16 protein-coding genes are annotated in these 17,053 nt (G+C 65.2%); 8 read left to right on the top strand and 8 right to left on the bottom strand.

Going from position 1 to position 17,053, the window contains the following annotated elements:
* Positions 1 to 189: 189 nt before the first annotated feature.
* Positions 190 to 1,185 (top strand): helix-turn-helix domain-containing protein, encoded by a 996-nt coding sequence (locus ACYVNQ_RS06155; RefSeq protein ID WP_460901472.1) that lies wholly within the window; start codon positions 190 to 192, stop codon positions 1,183 to 1,185.
* Positions 1,186 to 1,282: 97 nt separating this feature from the next.
* Here the strand turns inward: ACYVNQ_RS06155 and ACYVNQ_RS06150 are convergent, their stop codons facing one another.
* Together ACYVNQ_RS06150 and ACYVNQ_RS06145 are read right to left on the bottom strand one after the other, a co-directional pair.
* The gene (locus tag ACYVNQ_RS06150; protein ID WP_460901470.1) at positions 1,283 to 2,230 is read right to left on the bottom strand and encodes a phosphodiester glycosidase family protein; all 948 of its coding nucleotides are present in this window, start codon (positions 2,228 to 2,230) and stop codon (positions 1,283 to 1,285) included.
* A gap of 258 nt (positions 2,231 to 2,488) precedes the next feature.
* Positions 2,489 to 2,950, bottom strand: coding sequence for a hypothetical protein (locus ACYVNQ_RS06145; RefSeq protein WP_460901469.1), 462 nt, complete (start codon positions 2,948 to 2,950; stop codon positions 2,489 to 2,491).
* 211 nt (positions 2,951 to 3,161) lie between these two features.
* On the opposite strand from ACYVNQ_RS06145, the gene ACYVNQ_RS06140 reads away from it, so the two are divergent.
* Complete coding sequence (locus tag ACYVNQ_RS06140; protein WP_460901467.1) at positions 3,162 to 4,037, top strand: alpha/beta fold hydrolase; 876 nt, start codon at positions 3,162 to 3,164, stop codon at positions 4,035 to 4,037.
* A 27-nt stretch (positions 4,038 to 4,064) separates the two neighbouring features.
* Here the strand turns inward: ACYVNQ_RS06140 and pdxY are convergent, their stop codons facing one another.
* Entirely contained in the window at positions 4,065 to 4,928 is an 864-nt protein-coding gene (pdxY, locus tag ACYVNQ_RS06135; protein ID WP_460901465.1) for a pyridoxal kinase PdxY, read from the bottom strand.
* A 26-nt stretch (positions 4,929 to 4,954) separates the two neighbouring features.
* Between pdxY and ACYVNQ_RS06130 the strand changes: the two genes are divergently transcribed.
* Complete coding sequence (locus ACYVNQ_RS06130) at positions 4,955 to 5,251, top strand: hypothetical protein (protein ID WP_460901463.1); 297 nt, start codon at positions 4,955 to 4,957, stop codon at positions 5,249 to 5,251.
* A 77-nt stretch (positions 5,252 to 5,328) separates the two neighbouring features.
* Here ACYVNQ_RS06130 and glgA read toward each other — a convergent pair whose 3' ends face one another.
* Both glgA and glgC read right to left on the bottom strand, forming a co-directional pair.
* A complete protein-coding gene (gene glgA / locus ACYVNQ_RS06125) occupies positions 5,329 to 6,789 on the bottom strand; it encodes a glycogen synthase GlgA (RefSeq protein ID WP_460901461.1) in 1,461 nt (486 codons plus the stop codon).
* 335 nt (positions 6,790 to 7,124) lie between these two features.
* The gene (glgC, locus tag ACYVNQ_RS06120) at positions 7,125 to 8,399 is read right to left on the bottom strand and encodes a glucose-1-phosphate adenylyltransferase (protein ID WP_460901459.1); all 1,275 of its coding nucleotides are present in this window, start codon (positions 8,397 to 8,399) and stop codon (positions 7,125 to 7,127) included.
* A 647-nt stretch (positions 8,400 to 9,046) separates the two neighbouring features.
* On the opposite strand from glgC, the gene ACYVNQ_RS06115 reads away from it, so the two are divergent.
* Complete coding sequence (locus tag ACYVNQ_RS06115) at positions 9,047 to 10,084, top strand: alpha/beta fold hydrolase (RefSeq protein WP_460901649.1); 1,038 nt, start codon at positions 9,047 to 9,049, stop codon at positions 10,082 to 10,084.
* Positions 10,085 to 10,307: 223 nt separating this feature from the next.
* Here ACYVNQ_RS06115 and ACYVNQ_RS06110 read toward each other — a convergent pair whose 3' ends face one another.
* Positions 10,308 to 11,297 (bottom strand): LLM class flavin-dependent oxidoreductase, encoded by a 990-nt coding sequence (locus ACYVNQ_RS06110; RefSeq protein ID WP_460901457.1) that lies wholly within the window; start codon positions 11,295 to 11,297, stop codon positions 10,308 to 10,310.
* A 739-nt stretch (positions 11,298 to 12,036) separates the two neighbouring features.
* Here ACYVNQ_RS06110 and ACYVNQ_RS06105 point away from each other — a divergent pair.
* The 3 genes from ACYVNQ_RS06105 (at position 12,037) to ACYVNQ_RS06095 (ending at position 15,035) form a co-directional block, all read left to right on the top strand.
* Positions 12,037 to 12,684: a hypothetical protein gene (locus ACYVNQ_RS06105; RefSeq protein ID WP_460901455.1), complete on the top strand. Its 648-nt coding sequence runs from the start codon at positions 12,037 to 12,039 to the stop codon at positions 12,682 to 12,684.
* Positions 12,685 to 13,364: 680 nt separating this feature from the next.
* Positions 13,365 to 13,943: a hypothetical protein gene (locus ACYVNQ_RS06100; protein ID WP_460901453.1), complete on the top strand. Its 579-nt coding sequence runs from the start codon at positions 13,365 to 13,367 to the stop codon at positions 13,941 to 13,943.
* 81 nt (positions 13,944 to 14,024) lie between these two features.
* The gene (locus ACYVNQ_RS06095; RefSeq protein WP_460901451.1) at positions 14,025 to 15,035 is read left to right on the top strand and encodes a patatin-like phospholipase family protein; all 1,011 of its coding nucleotides are present in this window, start codon (positions 14,025 to 14,027) and stop codon (positions 15,033 to 15,035) included.
* 131 nt (positions 15,036 to 15,166) lie between these two features.
* On the opposite strand, the gene ACYVNQ_RS06090 is transcribed toward ACYVNQ_RS06095, so the two are convergent.
* Both ACYVNQ_RS06090 and ACYVNQ_RS06085 read right to left on the bottom strand, forming a co-directional pair.
* A complete protein-coding gene (locus tag ACYVNQ_RS06090; protein WP_460901449.1) occupies positions 15,167 to 15,583 on the bottom strand; it encodes a VOC family protein in 417 nt (138 codons plus the stop codon).
* On the bottom strand, positions 15,580 to 16,128 hold the full coding sequence (locus ACYVNQ_RS06085; protein WP_460901447.1) for a helix-turn-helix transcriptional regulator: 549 nt from the start codon (positions 16,126 to 16,128) through the stop codon (positions 15,580 to 15,582). The genes ACYVNQ_RS06090 and ACYVNQ_RS06085 overlap by 4 nt, the downstream gene beginning before the upstream one ends.
* 187 nt (positions 16,129 to 16,315) lie before the next feature.
* Between ACYVNQ_RS06085 and ACYVNQ_RS06080 the strand changes: the two genes are divergently transcribed.
* Positions 16,316 to 16,900, top strand: coding sequence for a CGNR zinc finger domain-containing protein (locus tag ACYVNQ_RS06080; RefSeq protein ID WP_460901445.1), 585 nt, complete (start codon positions 16,316 to 16,318; stop codon positions 16,898 to 16,900).
* The last annotated feature ends 153 nt before the right edge of the window (positions 16,901 to 17,053 follow it).

Here is a 17,053-nt window from a genome sequence, read left to right as displayed (position 1 = left end):
CGGCGGGATGCGGCAGTTTTCCGGGGCCTGCACGCGCGATGACTGGTTCGTGCATTTCGATTGGCTGACACAGCTGCGGCGCGGCTGCTTCGCAGTGCCGGAATGCGGCGGAGCAAACACGGGGTAACGGAATAACCGGCTCGTCTGGACTGTTTAGAAACTCACAGCCACCGATCCCACACACTCTCCATGACAGGCAATTGCGACTACTTCCAGCTGGAGACCAACGGTTCGGCTCACGGCAAGGATGTGTGGCGGCATCACGCCGCCAACCTGTTCAGGCTGACCTGCGAATTCGCGCCGGGCCAGTGGGTCGGCTCCTCGATGCGCACATGGAGTCTCGGCGAGCCGCAACTGCTCGATGGGCGTTTTGCGCATTGGTCGGCGCTGCCGATGCGCGACGAAGCCGACGCGTGGCTGTTTATCAAGCTGATCGTGGCCGGTACGATGGACGTCGAACAGGATGGGCGCGGACAGCGCTTCGGGCCTGGTTCACTGGTGCTGATCGATTCGGCGCGGCCTTACCGGCAGTCGTTCGCCGAGCCCACGCATATGGTGGCGCTGCGCTTTGCGCGGCATAGCCTGAAGCAGCGCGGCTATAGCGACGACCTGCTGCGGCGCTTCGTGGCGCCGGACCCGGCTGCGCCGGACGTGCGCGCGGTCGGCGCAATGATGGCTGCGATCGCGGCGCAAAACGGCGATACCAGCGAAACCCTGCGGTCTCGCCAGGGCGCGCAGCTGCTCGACCTGATCGATCTGCTGCTCGACGACCCGGTGGCGTTGGCCCGCTCGCGCAGCGGCGAAGCGACGCTGTTTCGCGCCAAGCGCTTTATCGGCCAGAACCTGCGCAATCCGGATCTGACCGCACCGTTGATCGCCGATGCGGTGTGCGTGTCGGATGCGCATCTCAGCCGGCTGTTTCGCGCGGATGGCGAATCGCTGATGCGCTACGTGTGGCAGCGCCGGCTCGAGCTGGCAGCGGAGCTGCTGCAGCGTGGCGGTACGAGCATCCCGCAGATTCGCGAAATCGCGTTTCGTTGCGGATTCTCTACGCCTGCGCACTTCAGCCGGGTGTTCAAGGAGCGCTATGGCGTCACGCCGCGCGAAGCATCGGTGTATGGGCTCGACGAGCAAGGCGGTAGCGCGGCTCGCGATACGGTCTGCACGTCGAGCCAGCAGGCTTGAAGCGCCTCGTGCGTGGTGCGTGGTGCGCGGACCCGCTTCACGGGATGCGACGGGATGCACGCCGACGCGCATCCCGTCTCACTGCACTGGGCTGAGCTTAGAACGGGAAGCCCGAACCCGACAGCGGCAGCTTCAGCGCGTGCACGCCGATGGCCGACGCGTCGAAGCGCTCGGCGCCGCCGCTCGGCGTGTTGACGATAAACGGCGTGCCGATCTGGTCGGCGCGCACCAGCTCGGTCGAGCCGCCGCCGTCGAGGTTGATCGCGTCGGTCGCGCCGATTGCCAGCATCAGCTGGGCGGATTGCGCGTTGGTCGTGCCGGCCGAGTAGCCCGTCACGCGGCCGTCGATCACGACGAAGTACAGGAAGCGGCCGTCATGCGACAGGCCGGCGAGCGTACGCGGGTTCGGATTCAGCGGGTCGCCTTCGTTCGGGCTTTGCGCGCTGATGTCCTGGCCGTTCTGCACCAGGATCGCCGAGCCGGACACGGCGGAATCGATCAGCTTCAGGTCTTGCGGCGAGATTTGCGTCGCGTTGCGGATATACGCGCGCTTGGTGCGCGTGACCGCGAGCACGGCTTCGCTTTGCGTCGGGTCGCTGGTCAGCGGGCTGATCACCTGGCCATGCGACACCAGCAGGCCGATCACCGTCTTCGGTTCCGCGGTCGCGTTGCAGCACGGCGCGAAGAAGTTCGCGTTGATCGCGGCACGCACGCCGGTGCGCGCGGCGAATTGCGAAATCGTTTCGGCGGTCGTCATCAACGGGCCGCTGTGGCCGGTCACTTCGAGCGAGACGCCCGGTGCCCACAGGTCGATACGCATCACGTACGCGCGGCTCACGGTCGGTGCGCCGCCGGCGGTGGCCGGGTTGGACGGCACGGTGGCCGATTCGGAATCGACGCCGAGATACAGCGACTGGTAGCCGCTTTGCGTGATTTGCGTGGTCGGGTTTTGCACGCCGGCATGGGCGCCGATCGATGCGAGGCTGAACAGGGCGGCGGCGGCAACGGCTTTCAGGCGTGATGCCAGGGGGGTAGCACGCAACATTCAAAACTCCCAGAGGGGTGAGGAAACTTATGCTCAACGCTGGGACTGGACCTTAAGCAGGGTCGATGAATGCCACGTGATATTTGTCCTACAGAATGCTTGCCATGCCGTTTTGCTTAAAAGTTGTGTGAAAAAACGCTGTCGTGGGCCCAACACGCGCGGGTGGACAGAAATAAGTCAAAAGAAATCCGGCGTGGGCGGCGGTGGGCCGCGGCGCGTCACGGTTGGCCGCGGTTGGCCGCAGTTGGCCGCAGTTGGCTATTGCTCGCCTTGCAGTCGCAGCACTTCGTCGCGAAACTGCAGCAGCGGCGCCTTGGTCTCGTCGTCGGCCCACGTGTCGAGGTCGTCGATCGCGCTGTGGCAGCCGTCGAGCACGATGTCGAGATCGACCGGCACGCCGTTGGCCATCGCGAACTGCAGCGTTTCCGCGAACTGGCGGCAGTCGTCTTCGCCGTACGAGATGTCGAGATTGCCGGCGATCACTTCGGCAATGGTGCTGCGCGCCTTGTCGTCCGGCGTGACCATGTCGATGATGCCGCGCGCGACCGCAGGCGAGTAGTACAGCGCGATGTCGAGCCATTGCGCGGCGTCGAAGCTCGCCTCGGTTACGTGCGTTTCGAAGAATTCGATCGCTTCCTGTTCGTGCGTCTCGTCGGCATCGACGGAGATGCACAATTCTTCGAAACGTTCTTCGTCTTCGCTGCGGATGTAGCCGTCCATCGGAACCTCACTGGCTTGTCTGCGTAGGGCAGAAAGGATTGATTGGCAGAGCGCAAAACGCGCGGCACGCATTATAGGACGCCTCGCGGGCGCTGGCCGGGTGACGCGGAATATTGCGCGGGGCTGGCCTGTTATGTGTGCTGCATTTGTAATCATCAATGTTGGTATTTTGTAATGCTGGATTCCTTTCACAGTTTGGGAGACGGTTCATATGTTCAAACAATCGACCGCGTGCTGGCCGCGTCGTGCACAGCGCTTCGTCATCGCCGCGCTGGCGGCAGTCACCGTGCAACATGTCTATGCCGAACCACGCTGGCAGACCCTGCCGCCGACGCCCGCACCGGTAGCCGGCGAACAGCACGGCATGGCCGAGGTCAACGGAATTCGCCTGTACTACGCGACCATCGGCCAGGGCTCGCCGGTGATCCTGCTGCACGGCGGCCTGTCGAATTCGGATTACTTCGGCTATCAGGTCAAGGCGTTGATGAAGCACCACAAGGTGGTGCTGGTAGATAGCCGCGGCCACGGGCGCAGCACGCGCGATGCGCGGCCGTATGGCTACGACCTGATGGCCGACGACGTGGTCGCGTTGATGGACAAGCTGAAAATCCAGAAGACCGACGTGGTGGGCTGGAGCGACGGCGCGATTCTCGGGCTGGATCTGGCGATCCGCCACCCCGAGCGCTTGAACAAGGTGGTGGCGTTCGCTGCCAATACGAAGACCGACGGCGTGACCGAAGGTGTCGAGAAGAACCCGACCTTCGCCGCGTTTATCCAGCGCGCCGGCGACGAATACCGGCGCCTGTCGGCGACGCCGAACGACTACGACGGGTTCGTCGAGCAGATCAGCAAGATGTGGGCGTCGCAGCCGAACTGGACCGACGCGCAGCTACAGGCAATCAAAACGCCGGTGCTGGTGCTCGACGGCGACCACGACGAAGCGATCAAACGCGCGCACACCGAGTACATCGCGGCGACGATTCCGGGCGCGGGGCTGATGATCCTGCCCAATACCAGCCACTTTGCGTTTCTGCAGGATCCGGCGCAGTTCAACTTCGCGGTGCTGCATTTTCTCGGCGACCAGTAAGCCCGGGCAGGGCGGCGCGCGCCAGCCTCAGGCGGATTCGACCACCCACGCGTCGAACCACTCGCGTGGGTGCGCGATATCGTTTTGCGCGGCGACCAGTTCGAGCTCGTAGCGCCCCGCATCCCACGTCGCGCGCATCACGCCGTTGACCGCTGCAAGCGTGTGCTCGAAGGCGGCACGCAACGAGTCGCCGAGCAGCGTGCGCGCGACGAACACCGCACTGGTCAGATCGCCGACACCGACCGGCTGCCGCGCAAACGGATAGAGCGGGCGCTGGCCGACCCAGCCTTCGCGCTCGGTGACCACCAGCATGTTGAAGCGGTCAGCCTTGCTGTTGCGGTCGAGCAGATGCTTGACCAGCACCAGCTTCGGCCCACGCTGGATCAGCTCGCGGCAGGCGATCACTGCTTCCTCGACGGTTTCGATGGTGCGGCCGACCAGCCGCTGCAGCTCGCTGTGATTGGGCATCATCGCATCGGCCACGGCCGGCATCGACTTGACCAGAAATTCCTGGATGCCCGGCTCGACGCGGCAGCCGGACGCGGCGCCCATCACCGGGTCGCAGAAGTAGCGCGCGTGCGGGTTGACCGCCTTCACCGCGCGCACGATCTCGATCACCGCCTGGGCTTGCTCGGGCGTGCCGAGATAGCCGGACAGCACGGCGTCGCAGCGCGACAGCATGCCGATCGCGCCGATCCCTTCGACGAGTTCCTGCATCTGCGTCGCATCGATCGCGCTGCCGGCCCAGTGGCCGTACTGCGTGTGGTTGGAGAACTGCACGGTATTGAGCGGCCAGACGTTGACACCGAGCCGGCGGATCGGAAATTCCGCGGCGCTGTTGCCCGCATGCCCGAAGACGACATGCGACTGGATACTCAGGACGTTTTTCATGACGGTTTTTGCGAGGCGCGGGGCCCGTGTTTCTAGTTGGAATGACCGGTCAAACCCGCTCGATGCCGATGCGCGGCGCGCTCCGGTCCGCTTCGGCTCGCGTGGTCGGTGAAGCGGACAGCAAGGCGGGCAACTGGGCGGGCCGCGTAGCGCAGGCGGCGGGCTGCTGTGGTGAACAATACATGAGATTTTGCGGCGCGCAATATCGCTGTCATCGGCGCGGCGTGGGCATTGTGGCGCCGATGCGTCAGCGGCTATGCGCGGCGCGTGGCGCGGTGTGGTTGCGACGCGATGGGCAAGCCGTGCTAGCCGCGCTGCGCTGACTTGCAAACCGTCGAGCGATCGCGCCGCCGCACGCATGCATTGCCCGCGCGCATCGGCGCGCGCGCCGCCGTTTCTGTCACACCAGTTCGCGGTACAGCGCCAGATAGCGTTCCGCCGACGCGCCCCAGCCGAAATCCTGGCGCATGCCGCGCTGCTGGGTCGCCTTCCATTCGCTGCGCCGCGCATACAGTGCGAACGCACGGCGGATCGCCGCGGCCAGCGCATCGGGTTCGAAACGCTCGAACACGAAGCCGGTCGCGCTGTCGTCGGCAAGATTTTCGAGCGACGCGTCGACCACCGTATCCGCCAGCCCGCCGACCCGGTGCACCAGCGGCAACGAGCCATACGCGAGCGCGTACATCTGCGTGAGACCGCATGGCTCGAAGCGCGACGGCACCGCGATCACGTCGCTGCCGGCGATGATCGCGTGCGCCAGCGTTTCGTCGAAGCCGAGCTCGACCGCGACCGCTTCCGGGTGCGCTTGCGCGGCACGCTGCAGGCCGGTTTCGAGCGCCGGGTCGCCGGTGCCGAACACGATCAGCTGGCCGCCGCGCCGCACGATTTCGGGCAGCGCGGCGAGCAGCAGGTCGAGGCCTTTCTGCTCGGTGAGCCGGCTCACCACGCCGAACAGCAGCACATCGCTTTTTTGCGGCAGGTTATAGCGCGCCTGCAGCGAGGTCTTGCAGGTGCGCTTGCCGGTGAAGCGCGTATCGGTATAGCGGGCCGGCAGCAGCGTGTCGGTGGACGGCTTCCACACCGCATAGTCGACGCCGTTCAGGATGCCCGACAGATCGTGCGTGCGCTGCCGCAGCAGGCCGTCGAGACCGCCGCCCTGCGCGAGCGTCTGGATTTCGCGCGCGTAGGTGGGGCTGACCGTGGTGAGCCGGTCCGCGTAGAACAGGCCTGCCTTCAGGAACGACAGCTGCCCGTAGAACTCGATGCCGTGGACGTCGAAGAAATCCGGCGGCAGGCCCAGCATGCCGAACTGCTGCGCGGGAAACACGCCTTGGTACGCGAGGTTGTGCACCGTGAAGACGCTGCGCGCGAGCGCACGCTGCTGCGCGCGTTCAGCGGCCTTCAGGTAGGCGGGCGCGAGGCCCGCGTGCCAGTCGTGCGCGTGCACGATCTGTGGCGCCCAGGCCGGATCCACATGCTGTGCAAGCTGCGCGGCGGTCCAGCCGAGCAGCGCGAAGCGCTGCGCGTTGTCGCCGTACGGCACGTGCTGTGCGTCGAGGTAAGGGTTGCCCGGGCGGTCGTATAAACCGTCTGCGCGCACCACGTAGACGATCAGGCCATTGGCGGCCAGGGTGCCCTGTTCGAGCGTCGCCTGCGGCGCACCGAACGGGTGCGCAAGCTGCGCGATCGGACGCAGTTCGCCGAGGCCCGCGAGTACCTGCGGGAAGCCCGGCACCAGCGCGCGTACGTCGGCGCCGCGCTCGATCAGCGCCGGCGGCAGCGCGCCGGTGACGTCGGCGAGGCCGCCCGTCTTCAGAAGGGGAAACAGCTCGCTTGCGACGTGCAGCGCGCGGATCGTCATAGGCGTGAGTCCTCGAAGGTCGGTGACGCGTCAGCGGGAGGCCGGCCTGCGGCGCGCGCGGCGCGGCGGGCGGCAGCGGTACGCATGCCATTGTGATTGCTGCGGGTGATTCTGTCGCGCAGGGTGCGGAGCGGACGTTTGCCGCCGTTTGCTTCTGGTGATGCTGAAGCCGTCGGCTTCTACACGACTTGCGTGGTCCATTCATTCGGCTGAAGCATTCGGCCTCTAAACCGCTCGCGCGGCTCATTCACCTTGCATGCGCGGTTCGGCCTGCTGCAGAGCGACGTCGTGGTGCAGCGGCGCTCTGCAGCGCCGCCGCGCCCCGCACGGTGCGGTCACCCCGCGTGCGCGGCCTGGCGATTGAGCGCCTCGGCGGTGACCAGCACCACGCCGCTCTCGGTACGGTAGAAGCGCTCGGCGTCGCGCGTCGGGTCTTCGCCGATCACCGTGCCGTCCGGTATCGTGCAGCCGCGGTCGATCACCACCTTGCGCAGCCGGCAGCTCGCGCCGATCGTCACCTGCGGCAACAAGACTGCCTCATTGATGTTACAGAAAGAATTCACGAGCACATTGGTCGACAACACCGAGCGCGAAATCTGCGAGCCTGAGATCACGCAGCCGGCGCAAACGATCAGGTTGGTGGATGAGCCCTGCAAGCCGTTCAGGTCGCGTACGAACTTGGCCGGCGGCAACTGCTCGAGATGCGTCCAGATCGGCCAGTTGCGGTCGTACAGGTCGAGCGTCGGAATCGTCGACGCGAGGTCGAGATTGGCTGCCCAGTACGCGTCGATTGTGCCGACGTCGCGCCAGTAAGGCTCGACGCTCGGGTCCGACGACACGCACGACATGCTGAACGGATGCGCGATCGCATGGCCCGACGTAACGACGCGCGGCAGGATGTCCTTGCCGAAGTCGTGATCGGTCGCCTCGCTGGTGATGTTCTGTTCGAGCAGCGAGTACAGGTACTCGGCGTTGAACACGTAGATGCCCATGCTGGCGAGCGCGATGTCCGGGCGGCCCGGCATCGCCGGCGGGTCGGCCGGTTTCTCGACGAAGCCGGTCACGCGCCGCGCCTCGTCGACCGCCATCACGCCGAACGCCACCGCATCCATGCGCGGCACCTCGATACAGCCCACCGTGCAGTCGGCGCGGCTCTCGATGTGATCCATCACCATCCGCGTGTAGTCCATCTTGTAGATGTGGTCGCCCGCCAGCACGACGATGTACTTCGGCCTGATCGAGCGGATGATGTCGAGATTCTGGAACACCGCGTCGGCGGTGCCGCGGTACCAGTGCGCGCCTTCCACGCGTTGTTGCGCGGGCCACAGGTCGATGAACTCGTTGAACTCGCCGCGCAGGAAACCCCAGCCGCGTTGCACGTGGCGCAGCAGCGAATGCGCCTTGTACTGCGTGACCACCGCGATGCGGCGGATGCCTGAGTTCAGGCAGTTGGACAGTGCGAAATCGACAATCCGGTATTTGCCGCCGAAATGCACGGCCGGTTTCACGCGTTTGTTGGTCAGCGGCCCGAGCCGGGTGCCGCGGCCACCCGCGAGCACGATGGCGAGGGTGGTGTGCTGCAGATCGTTGAGGCTTGCCGGCGTATCCATGTGCGTCTCCTTTATTGGTGGGCCCCGGACGGACAAGCGAGCGTGCTGCAAGGTGCTGTCTGTTGTTTATTGTGATTTTTGCGCGGTTTTTTGCGTGGTTCTATCGGTATGACGGGCGCAGGCGCGCGTATTGATGCTCTGATTGCCTGCGTGCCGCGCTAACGGCAAGTCTCTACCATGTGCCGACGCGGCGCAATCGGCAATACGACGGGGCAAGCGGTAAGGCGGCACAGCGGGCGACATCGCGGACGATCTGGCGGGCAACACATCAGGCAACGCGAGCCCGGGTGCGATGAGTCGGTTCACGCTGTTACGGAATCCGATACGCGTTGCCTGTCATGCCGCAAGGCCGCTGTTGCAAGGCGCGTGCCGCGCCCGCACGGCATGCGCTGACGCTGTACGTAGCGTCGCACGCCGGGCGTCGCACATCGCAGGCCGCCCGCCGCACTCGTCCGGTCCCGGCATGCGTGCCTGTCAGCAATTGCAATCTGTGCCAGCTAGAATCATCCGCTCCGATTAGCATCCGTTCAAGCCGGGTAAGCGCTGCCGCGTGCGGTGCCGCCCAGTCGTCCACTTAAACCAAGACCATGAATCTGCGCCGCCCTACGTTGTTCGCCCTCTCGTCGTTGCTGGTTTCGTCCGCTCTTATGGTTGTGCCGCTGTCGCGTGTTGCTGCGGCCGAAAGCGCCCCGGCGGCAGCGGCTGCACCTGCCGCACCCGCTGCCACCGGCAACGATGGCCCCGCTTACGGCCCGGAACTGCAAGGTTTCGACTATCCGTTCCCGGTGCAGCAATACACCTTCACGTCGCAGCGCGAGCCGCTGCACATGGCCTACATGGATGTCGCGCCGGCCCATCCGAACGGCCGCACGGCCGTGTTGCTGCACGGCAAGAATTTTTGCGGCGCGACATGGGTCGAGACGATCCGGCGTCTGTCCGATGCCGGCTACCGCGTGATTGCGCCGGACCAGATCGGCTTTTGCAAGTCGAGCAAGCCCGAGCATTACCAGTTCACGTTCCAGCAACTCGCGCGCAACACGCACGCGCTGCTCGAATCGCTCGGCATTCGACGCGCGACGATGATCGGCCATTCGACCGGCGGCATGCTGGCGATCCGCTATGCGCTGATGTATCCGCAGGGCACCGAGCAACTGGTGCTGGTCGATCCGATCGGCCTCGAAGACTGGAAGGCGAAGGGCGTGCCGTCGCTATCGGTCGACCAGTGGTACGAGCGCGAATTGCAGTCCAGCGCGGACCGCATCCGCCGCTATGAACAGGCGACCTACTACGCGGGCGAATGGCGCGCGTCGTACGAGCCGTGGGTGCAGATGCTGGCCGGCATGTATCGCGGGCCGGGCAAGCAGCAGGTCGCATGGGATTCCGCGCTGCTGTACGACATGATCTATACGCAGCCGGTGGTCTATGAGCTCGATCTGCTGAAGATGCCAACGCTGCTGATGATCGGCGACAAGGACAACACGGCCATCGGCAAGGATACGGCGCCGCCGGAAGTGCGCGCGCAACTGGGCCACTATCCGGAATTGGGCAAGGCGGCGGCGCGCGCGATACCGCATGCGACGCTGGTCGAATTCGCGGCGCTTGGGCATTCGCCGCAGCTGCAGGACCCGCAGGCGTTTCACAAGGCGCTGTTAGAGGGGATGGCGGCGCTGCAGCCCGCGCAATAGCGGTTGGGGCGGGCGTCGGCTGACGCGTGTTGAGCGGTGCGTGTGCGTGGCGGGTTCAGCTGTGAGGCGCGCCGTACGCGTCGGCTGCTGCGTCTCGCTGTACCACGTTGGCCGGGGCGCGCTGCCGGCCACGCCCGCGCTCGTCTGATGAGTACGCAGCGGTGCGAGCGGGCGTCAGCGCAAGGCCAGCAGGTTCCGGCACGCGCTGACGCAAGTTCTACTTCTACGCGCCGAGTTCCTCGCGCACCTGCGCGGCGATTTCAAACGATTTGAGCCGTGCCGCGTGATCGTAGATCTGCGCGGTCAGCATCAACTCGTCCGCGCCGGTCTGCTCGATGATCGATTGGAGGTTGTCGCGCACCGTCGCACGGTCGCCGACCACCGAATACGCCAGCGAATGCTCGACGCTCGCCAGCTCGAAATCGGTCGCGGCGAGTCGCTCGACCGGCGGCTGCAACTGGCCCGGCGTGCCGCGCCGCAGGTTGATGAACTGCTGCTGCAACGACGTGAACAACAACTGCGCCGCTGCGGTGGTGTCGGCCGCGAACAGGTTCACGCCGACCATCGCATAGGGCTTCGCGAGCTGCGCGGACGGCCGGAATTGCGCACGGTACAGCTGCAGCGCGGTCATCATGTGATCGGGCGCGAAGTGCGACGCGAACGCGAACGGCAGGCCGAGCGCCGCGGCCAACTGCGCGCTGAACAGGCTCGAGCCTAGCAGCCATAGCGGCACGTTCAGGCCTGCTCCCGGCACCGCGCGCACGCGCCGGCCGGCCACCGGCTCAGCGAAATAACGCTGCAGCTCGACCACGTCGTCAGGAAACGAATCGGCGCTGCCTTGCAGGTCGCGGCGCAACGCGCGGGCGGTGGTCTGATCGCTGCCCGGCGCGCGGCCGAGACCGAGGTCGATGCGTCCCGGATACAGCGACGCCAGCGTGCCGAACTGCTCGGCGATCACCAGCGGCGCGTGATTGGGCAGCATCACGCCGCCAGAGCCGACCCGGATGGTTTGGGTGCCGCCCGCCACGTGGCCGATCACCACCGAGGTTGCGGCGCTCGCGATACCCGTCATGTTGTGATGCTCGGCGAGCCAGAAGCGGTGGTAGCCCCAGCGCTCCGCATGCTGCGCGAGGTCGAGCGTGTTGCGGAACGCGTGCGCGGCAGTTGCACCGGCGTTGATCGGCGAAAGGTCGAGTACGGAAAAGGGGATCATGGCGGGCGCGGCGGCGTGGGCGAAAGCGGATTGTGCCAAAGCGCACCCATTCTCGCTGAAGGCTGCGCGATGCCCATGCGCGTAGCAGGGTGTTGCGGGGGGCGGTAGCCGCTGGCGCGGACGCGCGGATAGCCGGCGCGACATTCGACTGCCCGTCCGGATGATTCGACTTCCTGGACATCGCGTATCGAATGTCGAAGCGGGTACGCAGATTCATGCGATTCGCATTATTCGTTCCCTTTTTTAGTCCTGGTCTGATTCCTTGCGTGGCCTGCTTGCGCCGAGATTTCAACTGGCCACGACCGGACTAAGGGAGACGAAATCATGGGCATCTATTACGCGATCGTCGAAGGCGATCTTCCGCTTGGTACTCGGATCTCGTGGTCGAAACAAATCCTTTTCTGGGAAATCAGGTGAAGCGCGCAGCCCGATCGGTTGTCTACTTTTGCATGGGTGTTCTTCTGTCGTGGCAGTCCGCTTTGGCGATGAGCGGATTATCACAACGGTTTTCATGGCCGCTGATCGGCACGCGTTGGCACGATTGCTGGGACATCGAGCATTGCGATGTGTCGGCAGCTGGCTATGTGGCTATCGTCGCGTTCATCGTGGCGCCGAGCCTTGTTTGGCCGATAGTTGGTTGGAAGGCGACTAGCGTGACTTCATCCCATGTTCGGCCGGTTGCGTTGCTTGTCTTGGGAACTGTGGTTTTCTATGCGTGTTTCTATGCGTTGGTGTGGCCTTGAGATCATTCGCGTACCGGCCGTTTCTTGCGTCGCTCATTCTGTTCTGTTTATCGGGTTTCGCTACCGGGATTGCAGTCGCCGCTATCCTGCTCGCCTTCATGCCGCAATGCGGATACGACTGCGAAAATCGCTCTTTCGCTGTCATGTTCTTGTCGGCAACCGGTTGTACTTTCGCGTTTCCGCTGCTCGGCTACGCTTTTACGCGTAGCGCAGGCGGTGCTCTGCTTCGTACGTTTGCGGTGTCGGCGGCATTGGCCGCGATCGCCATCCTTACGGCAAGCGCCCACTACGTCTTCGAGTTGCGTGCCCGCTATCGCGACGCGCAGGCCGCGGCGCCGGTTTCCGCCGACTTCGACTTCATGTACATGGCGATCGCGACTCGCGACGTAAAAGCCTACGCCAAACCCGAAAGCGGCGCGGTGCGGCCCACTAGCGTCATCCCGCAATGGCAACGCTGCGTCATCGATGGCGCCTGGTGCGACACGCAGCCAAGACTGGCCCAGATGCGGTGCAAAGGCGGAGTCGTATACGTCAACGAACCCGACTGGAAAGCGTTCTCCCTGATTGCGCGAGAGAACCTGCCCGGCGCCGTCCCCTTGAAGTCAATGAACCTCTGCGCCGCCGATAACCTGCCCGAAGACTAGACACACCTGCGGCAACGAAACGAAGGCCCGCCACAGCGTGGGCCTTCGTACAGATTGCGCAGCAGCGCGGCGCTAATCTGACCTCGGTGCCGTATCCATGACGGCAGCCTTCCAGCAACTCCGACGCCGGCCGGCCTGCAGTCGTTACGCGTAGGTCGGCTACGCAAAGTACCCCCGGGCGACCGGGCCGGCCGGCTCAGCCGGGCGCGTGTGACGCGCCTTCGAATCGCGCGCCGCGCGGCGTGCGACGGTCGCCGCAGATTCATCAGCCGATTCGGTGTAAACGCGCTCTCGCGCATTTGTCTCCGCAACGTTAGATTGACTGCCTCAGGGTAGCAGCAACGAGCATAGACGAGGGGCCAGCGGCCGCGCTTTGGCGGCCAACATAGCGGGTAAGCGCGACGGCCGGGGACACGGTGTCTCCGGCCGCAGCGCATCAGCGGCTGGCGCGCGTCGATAGGCGAGGCGTGGCCCGACCCGCTACGCCCGGGCAAACCCCCCGGCCTCGTCTTCGCACAAAGGTTTCAATCTGCTTTCCATCCTTCGCGCGAGCCTCCGCTGGCGGCGCATCCGCATTGCATTGCATTCGCGCTTACTGCTTTCACAAACACTTACGGTTCGAAGCGCGCGTCGCGTTGCGCGTGCGGTATCCTGTCACGTCATCGATTCCTGATCGCCGGATGTCCTTTACCGACCTGCCGATGACCTTCCGCTCTACCGTGCTCATCGCGGCCATGCTCGGCGCATCGTTTGCGCTTACTGGCTGTGACGACCAGCAAACCCAACTCGCCGTGCAAAAGCTCAAGGAATTCTTCAATGCAGTGAAGCCTGACGTGCTGCTGCTGAAAAACCTCACGCCGGGCGTCACCACCGAAGCGCAGATCCGCAGCCAGATGGGCAAGCCGGAAACCGAGCGCACCTTCACCGATGGTTCGAAGCGTTTCGAATATCCGCGCGGCCCGGACGGCCTCAACACGTATTTCGTCGATGTCGGCCCGGATGGGCTCCTCGTATCGGTCACGCAGGTGCTGACCGCGGCGAACTTCGCGAAAGTGCGCATCGGCATGAGCGACGATGAAGTGCGCCGTCTGCTCGGCAAGCCGGCGCAGGTCGCCGTCTATCCGCTGAAGCCCGAGACCGTGTGGAGCTGGAAATGGCGCGAGGGCGGCGTGACCGAAGAAGGCTATTTCAACGTGCATTTCGACGCGCATCGGAAGGTCTATACGATGTCGCGTTCGGATGTGATGCGCGGGCATTGAACCATCGCATTGAATCGTCGCATTAACAATCGCATTAACAACCGCATTGAACCGGCAATAACACAACGAGGGGTGCGCAACGTGGGGCAGCGGCGTCGCTACAAAAGAATCGGTCTCGTGCTGGGCGGCGGGGCCGCGCGCGGCTGGGCGCATATCGGCGCGATCCGCGCGCTGCACGATGCCGGCATCAAGCCCGACCTCGTATGCGGTACGTCGATCGGCGCGCTGGTCGGCGCGGTCTATGCGAACGGCGATCTCGACTGGCTCGAGGAGTGGGTGATGCGGCTCACCTGGCAGTCGGTGGTGCGGCTGCTCGATCTGCGTTTTTCGGGCGGCCTGTTCGGCGGCAAGAAGGTGATCCAGCTGTTTGCCGAGCGCTTCAACGGTTGCAAGATCGACGAGTTGAAGATGCCGTTTGCCGCAGTCGCAACCGAGCTCGATACCGGCCGCGAAAGCTGGTTGCAGGATGGCAGCGTGGTCGACGCGGTGCGCGCGTCGATTGCGATTCCGGGCATTTTCACGCCGGTGTGGCACGAGGGCGTGTGGCTGGTCGACGGCGGGCTGGCCAATCCGGTGCCGGTGTCGGTGGCGCGCGGCATGCGCGCGGACTGCGTGATCGCCGTCGACCTGAATAACGACATCCTGAACGGCCGCGACTTCGGCGGCGCGGTAGTCGAACTGCCGACGCACGAGCCGCAGGCAAGCGAACTCGAGGCCGCTGCCGCGCTCGAGCCGGGCGTGCTGCCGGAGCCGGAGCTCACCACGCCGCTCGCGCTGCGTCGCAATGGCAAGCCGTGGCCGCGCTGGCTGCAGCCGGCGCCCGGCTTCGCGAACGATGACGTGCGGGTGCCGCGCGCGCCGAGCGCGCGGGTTCCGTCGATGCTCAGTTCGGTTGCACAGGGCATCGACATCATGCAGGTGCGCATCACGCGCAGCCGCCTCGCCGGCGAACCGGCCGACGTGCTGATCCAGCCGCGTCTGGGCGGCCTCGGTATTTTCGATTTCCACCGCGCGGGGCCGGCCATCGCGGAAGGGCGCGCGGCGGTGGAGGCGATGCTGCCGGCGATCCGCTCGCTGTTGGGTCAGGCGTAAATAAATGCGGCGGGTCCGGATGATCCGCGGTTCGGTAGATGCGCGCGGCGCCGCGCGTTTATCGTGACCGCGACGCCGAACGCCCGCATACGTTACGTGCGGTCCACTGAACCGCACCGGGCCGTGCCGCGTCAGGCGCTGCCGCGCGGCGCCTGAATCATCTTCCAGCCATTGCCGGCAGGATCGCGGAAGCCCGCATCGACGCTGCCGTAGCGCTCGACCGGTTCCTGCGTGAACTCCACGCCGCGTGCCTTCAGCGCGGCGTAACTCGCGCGGCAGTCGGGCACGGACAGCACGAGCGGCGGCATCGCGCCTTTGGCGACCATCGCGCGCAGGGTTTGCGCGCTCGCTTCATCGTGGATCGGTGGCCCCGGTGTGAACAGGCCCAGCTGGAACGACGGCTGGTCGGGATGCTGCACGGTGAGCCACCGGTACGCGCCGTTGCGTACGTCGGTGTGCACACTAAAGCCAAGCTTGTCGACGTAGAACCTGAGCGCTTCGTCCTGGTCGTCGACGTACAGTCCCACCACACTGATACCTTGATTCATGACCCCTCCGTGGTTGATTGCTCCGGCTGCACTGTATCGTTCGCGAGGCGGCGGCGCTTCTCCAAAACTGCGCTTGTCAGATCGGGGCGTTGCGCGGCCTTCAGCACGCAGGCGGGCACGCAGTCGAGGCGCGGCAGTTCGGCGCGCGCGTCGATACGCAGCGCACCGGGGTTGCGCCCGGTGATATCGCGGAAGATGCGGCCAAAGGTGCCGAGACTTTGCCAGCCGGTGGCGAACGCGATGTCGGTGATGCTCAACTGCGTGTCGCGCAGCAGCGTACTGGCCTGCTCGATGCGCCGCGTCAGCAGATAGCGGTGTGGCGGGATGCCGTAGGCGCGCTTGAACGCGCGCGCGAAATGGGCCGGCGATACGCCGCTGACCTCGGCGAGGCGCGTGATCGGCCAGGCCTCGTGTGAAGCGGCATCCATGCGGTCTTTGGCGCGCAACAGGCGGCGCAGCAGCGCCGGGTCTTGCGGCAGGTCGGCGCTGGCCGGCGCATCGGACGGTGAGGCAGGCCGGGAGCGGGAGGTGACGCGAGTGGGCATGGCTGGAGGGCGCGGACAGGATGCGGGTAGTTTAGGCGCTGTATCCGCATACGAAAACCTACGCGGCCTAAGCCGCCCACACAGCATGGGCCGCAGCCGCGCCGCCGTAAAAACCAGTTCAACTGGTTATACTGGCTGCCAGGCGGAAGCATCGGTTTTTCGCTCCCACGCAAAAAGAGGCGGCAGTATGGCGGCAACACGATCGATCAAATCCGAATTCCGTTTCAATTCGGGCCGGCTATGCCTGGACCTCGCGGCGACCGTCAGACGCCGCGCTTCTCACGCCAAGGACGTGCTCGCAACGACGGGTGCGAGCGGCAGATGGCTGCATCACGCAGGGCTTTTCCAGCAGGCGCCGGTTCTATCGGAAAGCGAAGAGGCCAGCCTGCGGCAGCTGCGCGAGGCGATCTGGGAACTGGTTACCGGGTCGGTGCAAGGCGAATTCCCGGCCGGTGCGGTCAGCGTAGCGAACGACGCGGCCCGCTATCCGCTCGCCACGCCGCAACTCGACCGCGCCACGGGCACCGTATCGGTGGTGTCGGACGATCCACTGGCAACGGCGCTTTCCCTGATCGCGCGAGATGCGATCGATCTCGTATCGGGACCGCTTCGAATACGCGTGAAAACCTGCGATCAACCCGATTGCCGGATGCTGTTTCTCGACACGTCGCCTGCGGGGCAGCGCCGTTGGTGTTCGATGCAGCGTTGCGGAAGCCGCGCCAAAGCCGACACGTTCATGCGCAAGCACAGCAAAGGCCATCACGCGCACTGACCGCGGTGCAAACGCGGCCGCCCGTCTTTACCGACAGCAGATACAAAAGTGTTTTCACTGCTGAATCCGGCTCCAGACGAACCGCGTCATTGCGAAAAACCGGTTCAACTGGTTAAGATGGTTTTTCAACATCGTCGGTATCTGGAGAAACGC

Source organism: Paraburkholderia jirisanensis (assembly GCF_054782355.1).
Note: the sequence above shows the minus strand (reverse complement) of the source record. Positions and strands in the feature narration are given on the sequence as shown.

What these genes read in the sequence shown, in the direction of transcription:
- ACYVNQ_RS06155 (WP_460901472.1), top strand. Translation starts at nt 190, where the DNA reads ATGACAGGCAATTGCGACTACTTCCAGCTGGAGACCAACGGTTCGGCT.
- ACYVNQ_RS06115 (WP_460901649.1), top strand. Translation starts at nt 9,047, where the DNA reads ATGGTTGTGCCGCTGTCGCGTGTTGCTGCGGCCGAAAGCGCCCCGGCG.
- ACYVNQ_RS06150 (WP_460901470.1), bottom strand. Translation starts at nt 2,230, where the DNA reads ATGTTGCGTGCTACCCCCCTGGCATCACGCCTGAAAGCCGTTGCCGCC.
- ACYVNQ_RS06080 (WP_460901445.1), top strand. Translation starts at nt 16,316, where the DNA reads ATGGCGGCAACACGATCGATCAAATCCGAATTCCGTTTCAATTCGGGC.
- ACYVNQ_RS06085 (WP_460901447.1), bottom strand. Translation starts at nt 16,128, where the DNA reads ATGCCCACTCGCGTCACCTCCCGCTCCCGGCCTGCCTCACCGTCCGAT.
- ACYVNQ_RS06100 (WP_460901453.1), top strand. Translation starts at nt 13,365, where the DNA reads ATGTCCTTTACCGACCTGCCGATGACCTTCCGCTCTACCGTGCTCATC.
- glgC (WP_460901459.1), bottom strand. Translation starts at nt 8,399, where the DNA reads ATGGATACGCCGGCAAGCCTCAACGATCTGCAGCACACCACCCTCGCC.
- ACYVNQ_RS06090 (WP_460901449.1), bottom strand. Translation starts at nt 15,583, where the DNA reads ATGAATCAAGGTATCAGTGTGGTGGGACTGTACGTCGACGACCAGGAC.
- ACYVNQ_RS06140 (WP_460901467.1), top strand. Translation starts at nt 3,162, where the DNA reads ATGTTCAAACAATCGACCGCGTGCTGGCCGCGTCGTGCACAGCGCTTC.
- ACYVNQ_RS06145 (WP_460901469.1), bottom strand. Translation starts at nt 2,950, where the DNA reads ATGGACGGCTACATCCGCAGCGAAGACGAAGAACGTTTCGAAGAATTG.
- ACYVNQ_RS06110 (WP_460901457.1), bottom strand. Translation starts at nt 11,297, where the DNA reads ATGATCCCCTTTTCCGTACTCGACCTTTCGCCGATCAACGCCGGTGCA.
- glgA (WP_460901461.1), bottom strand. Translation starts at nt 6,789, where the DNA reads ATGACGATCCGCGCGCTGCACGTCGCAAGCGAGCTGTTTCCCCTTCTG.
- pdxY (WP_460901465.1), bottom strand. Translation starts at nt 4,928, where the DNA reads ATGAAAAACGTCCTGAGTATCCAGTCGCATGTCGTCTTCGGGCATGCG.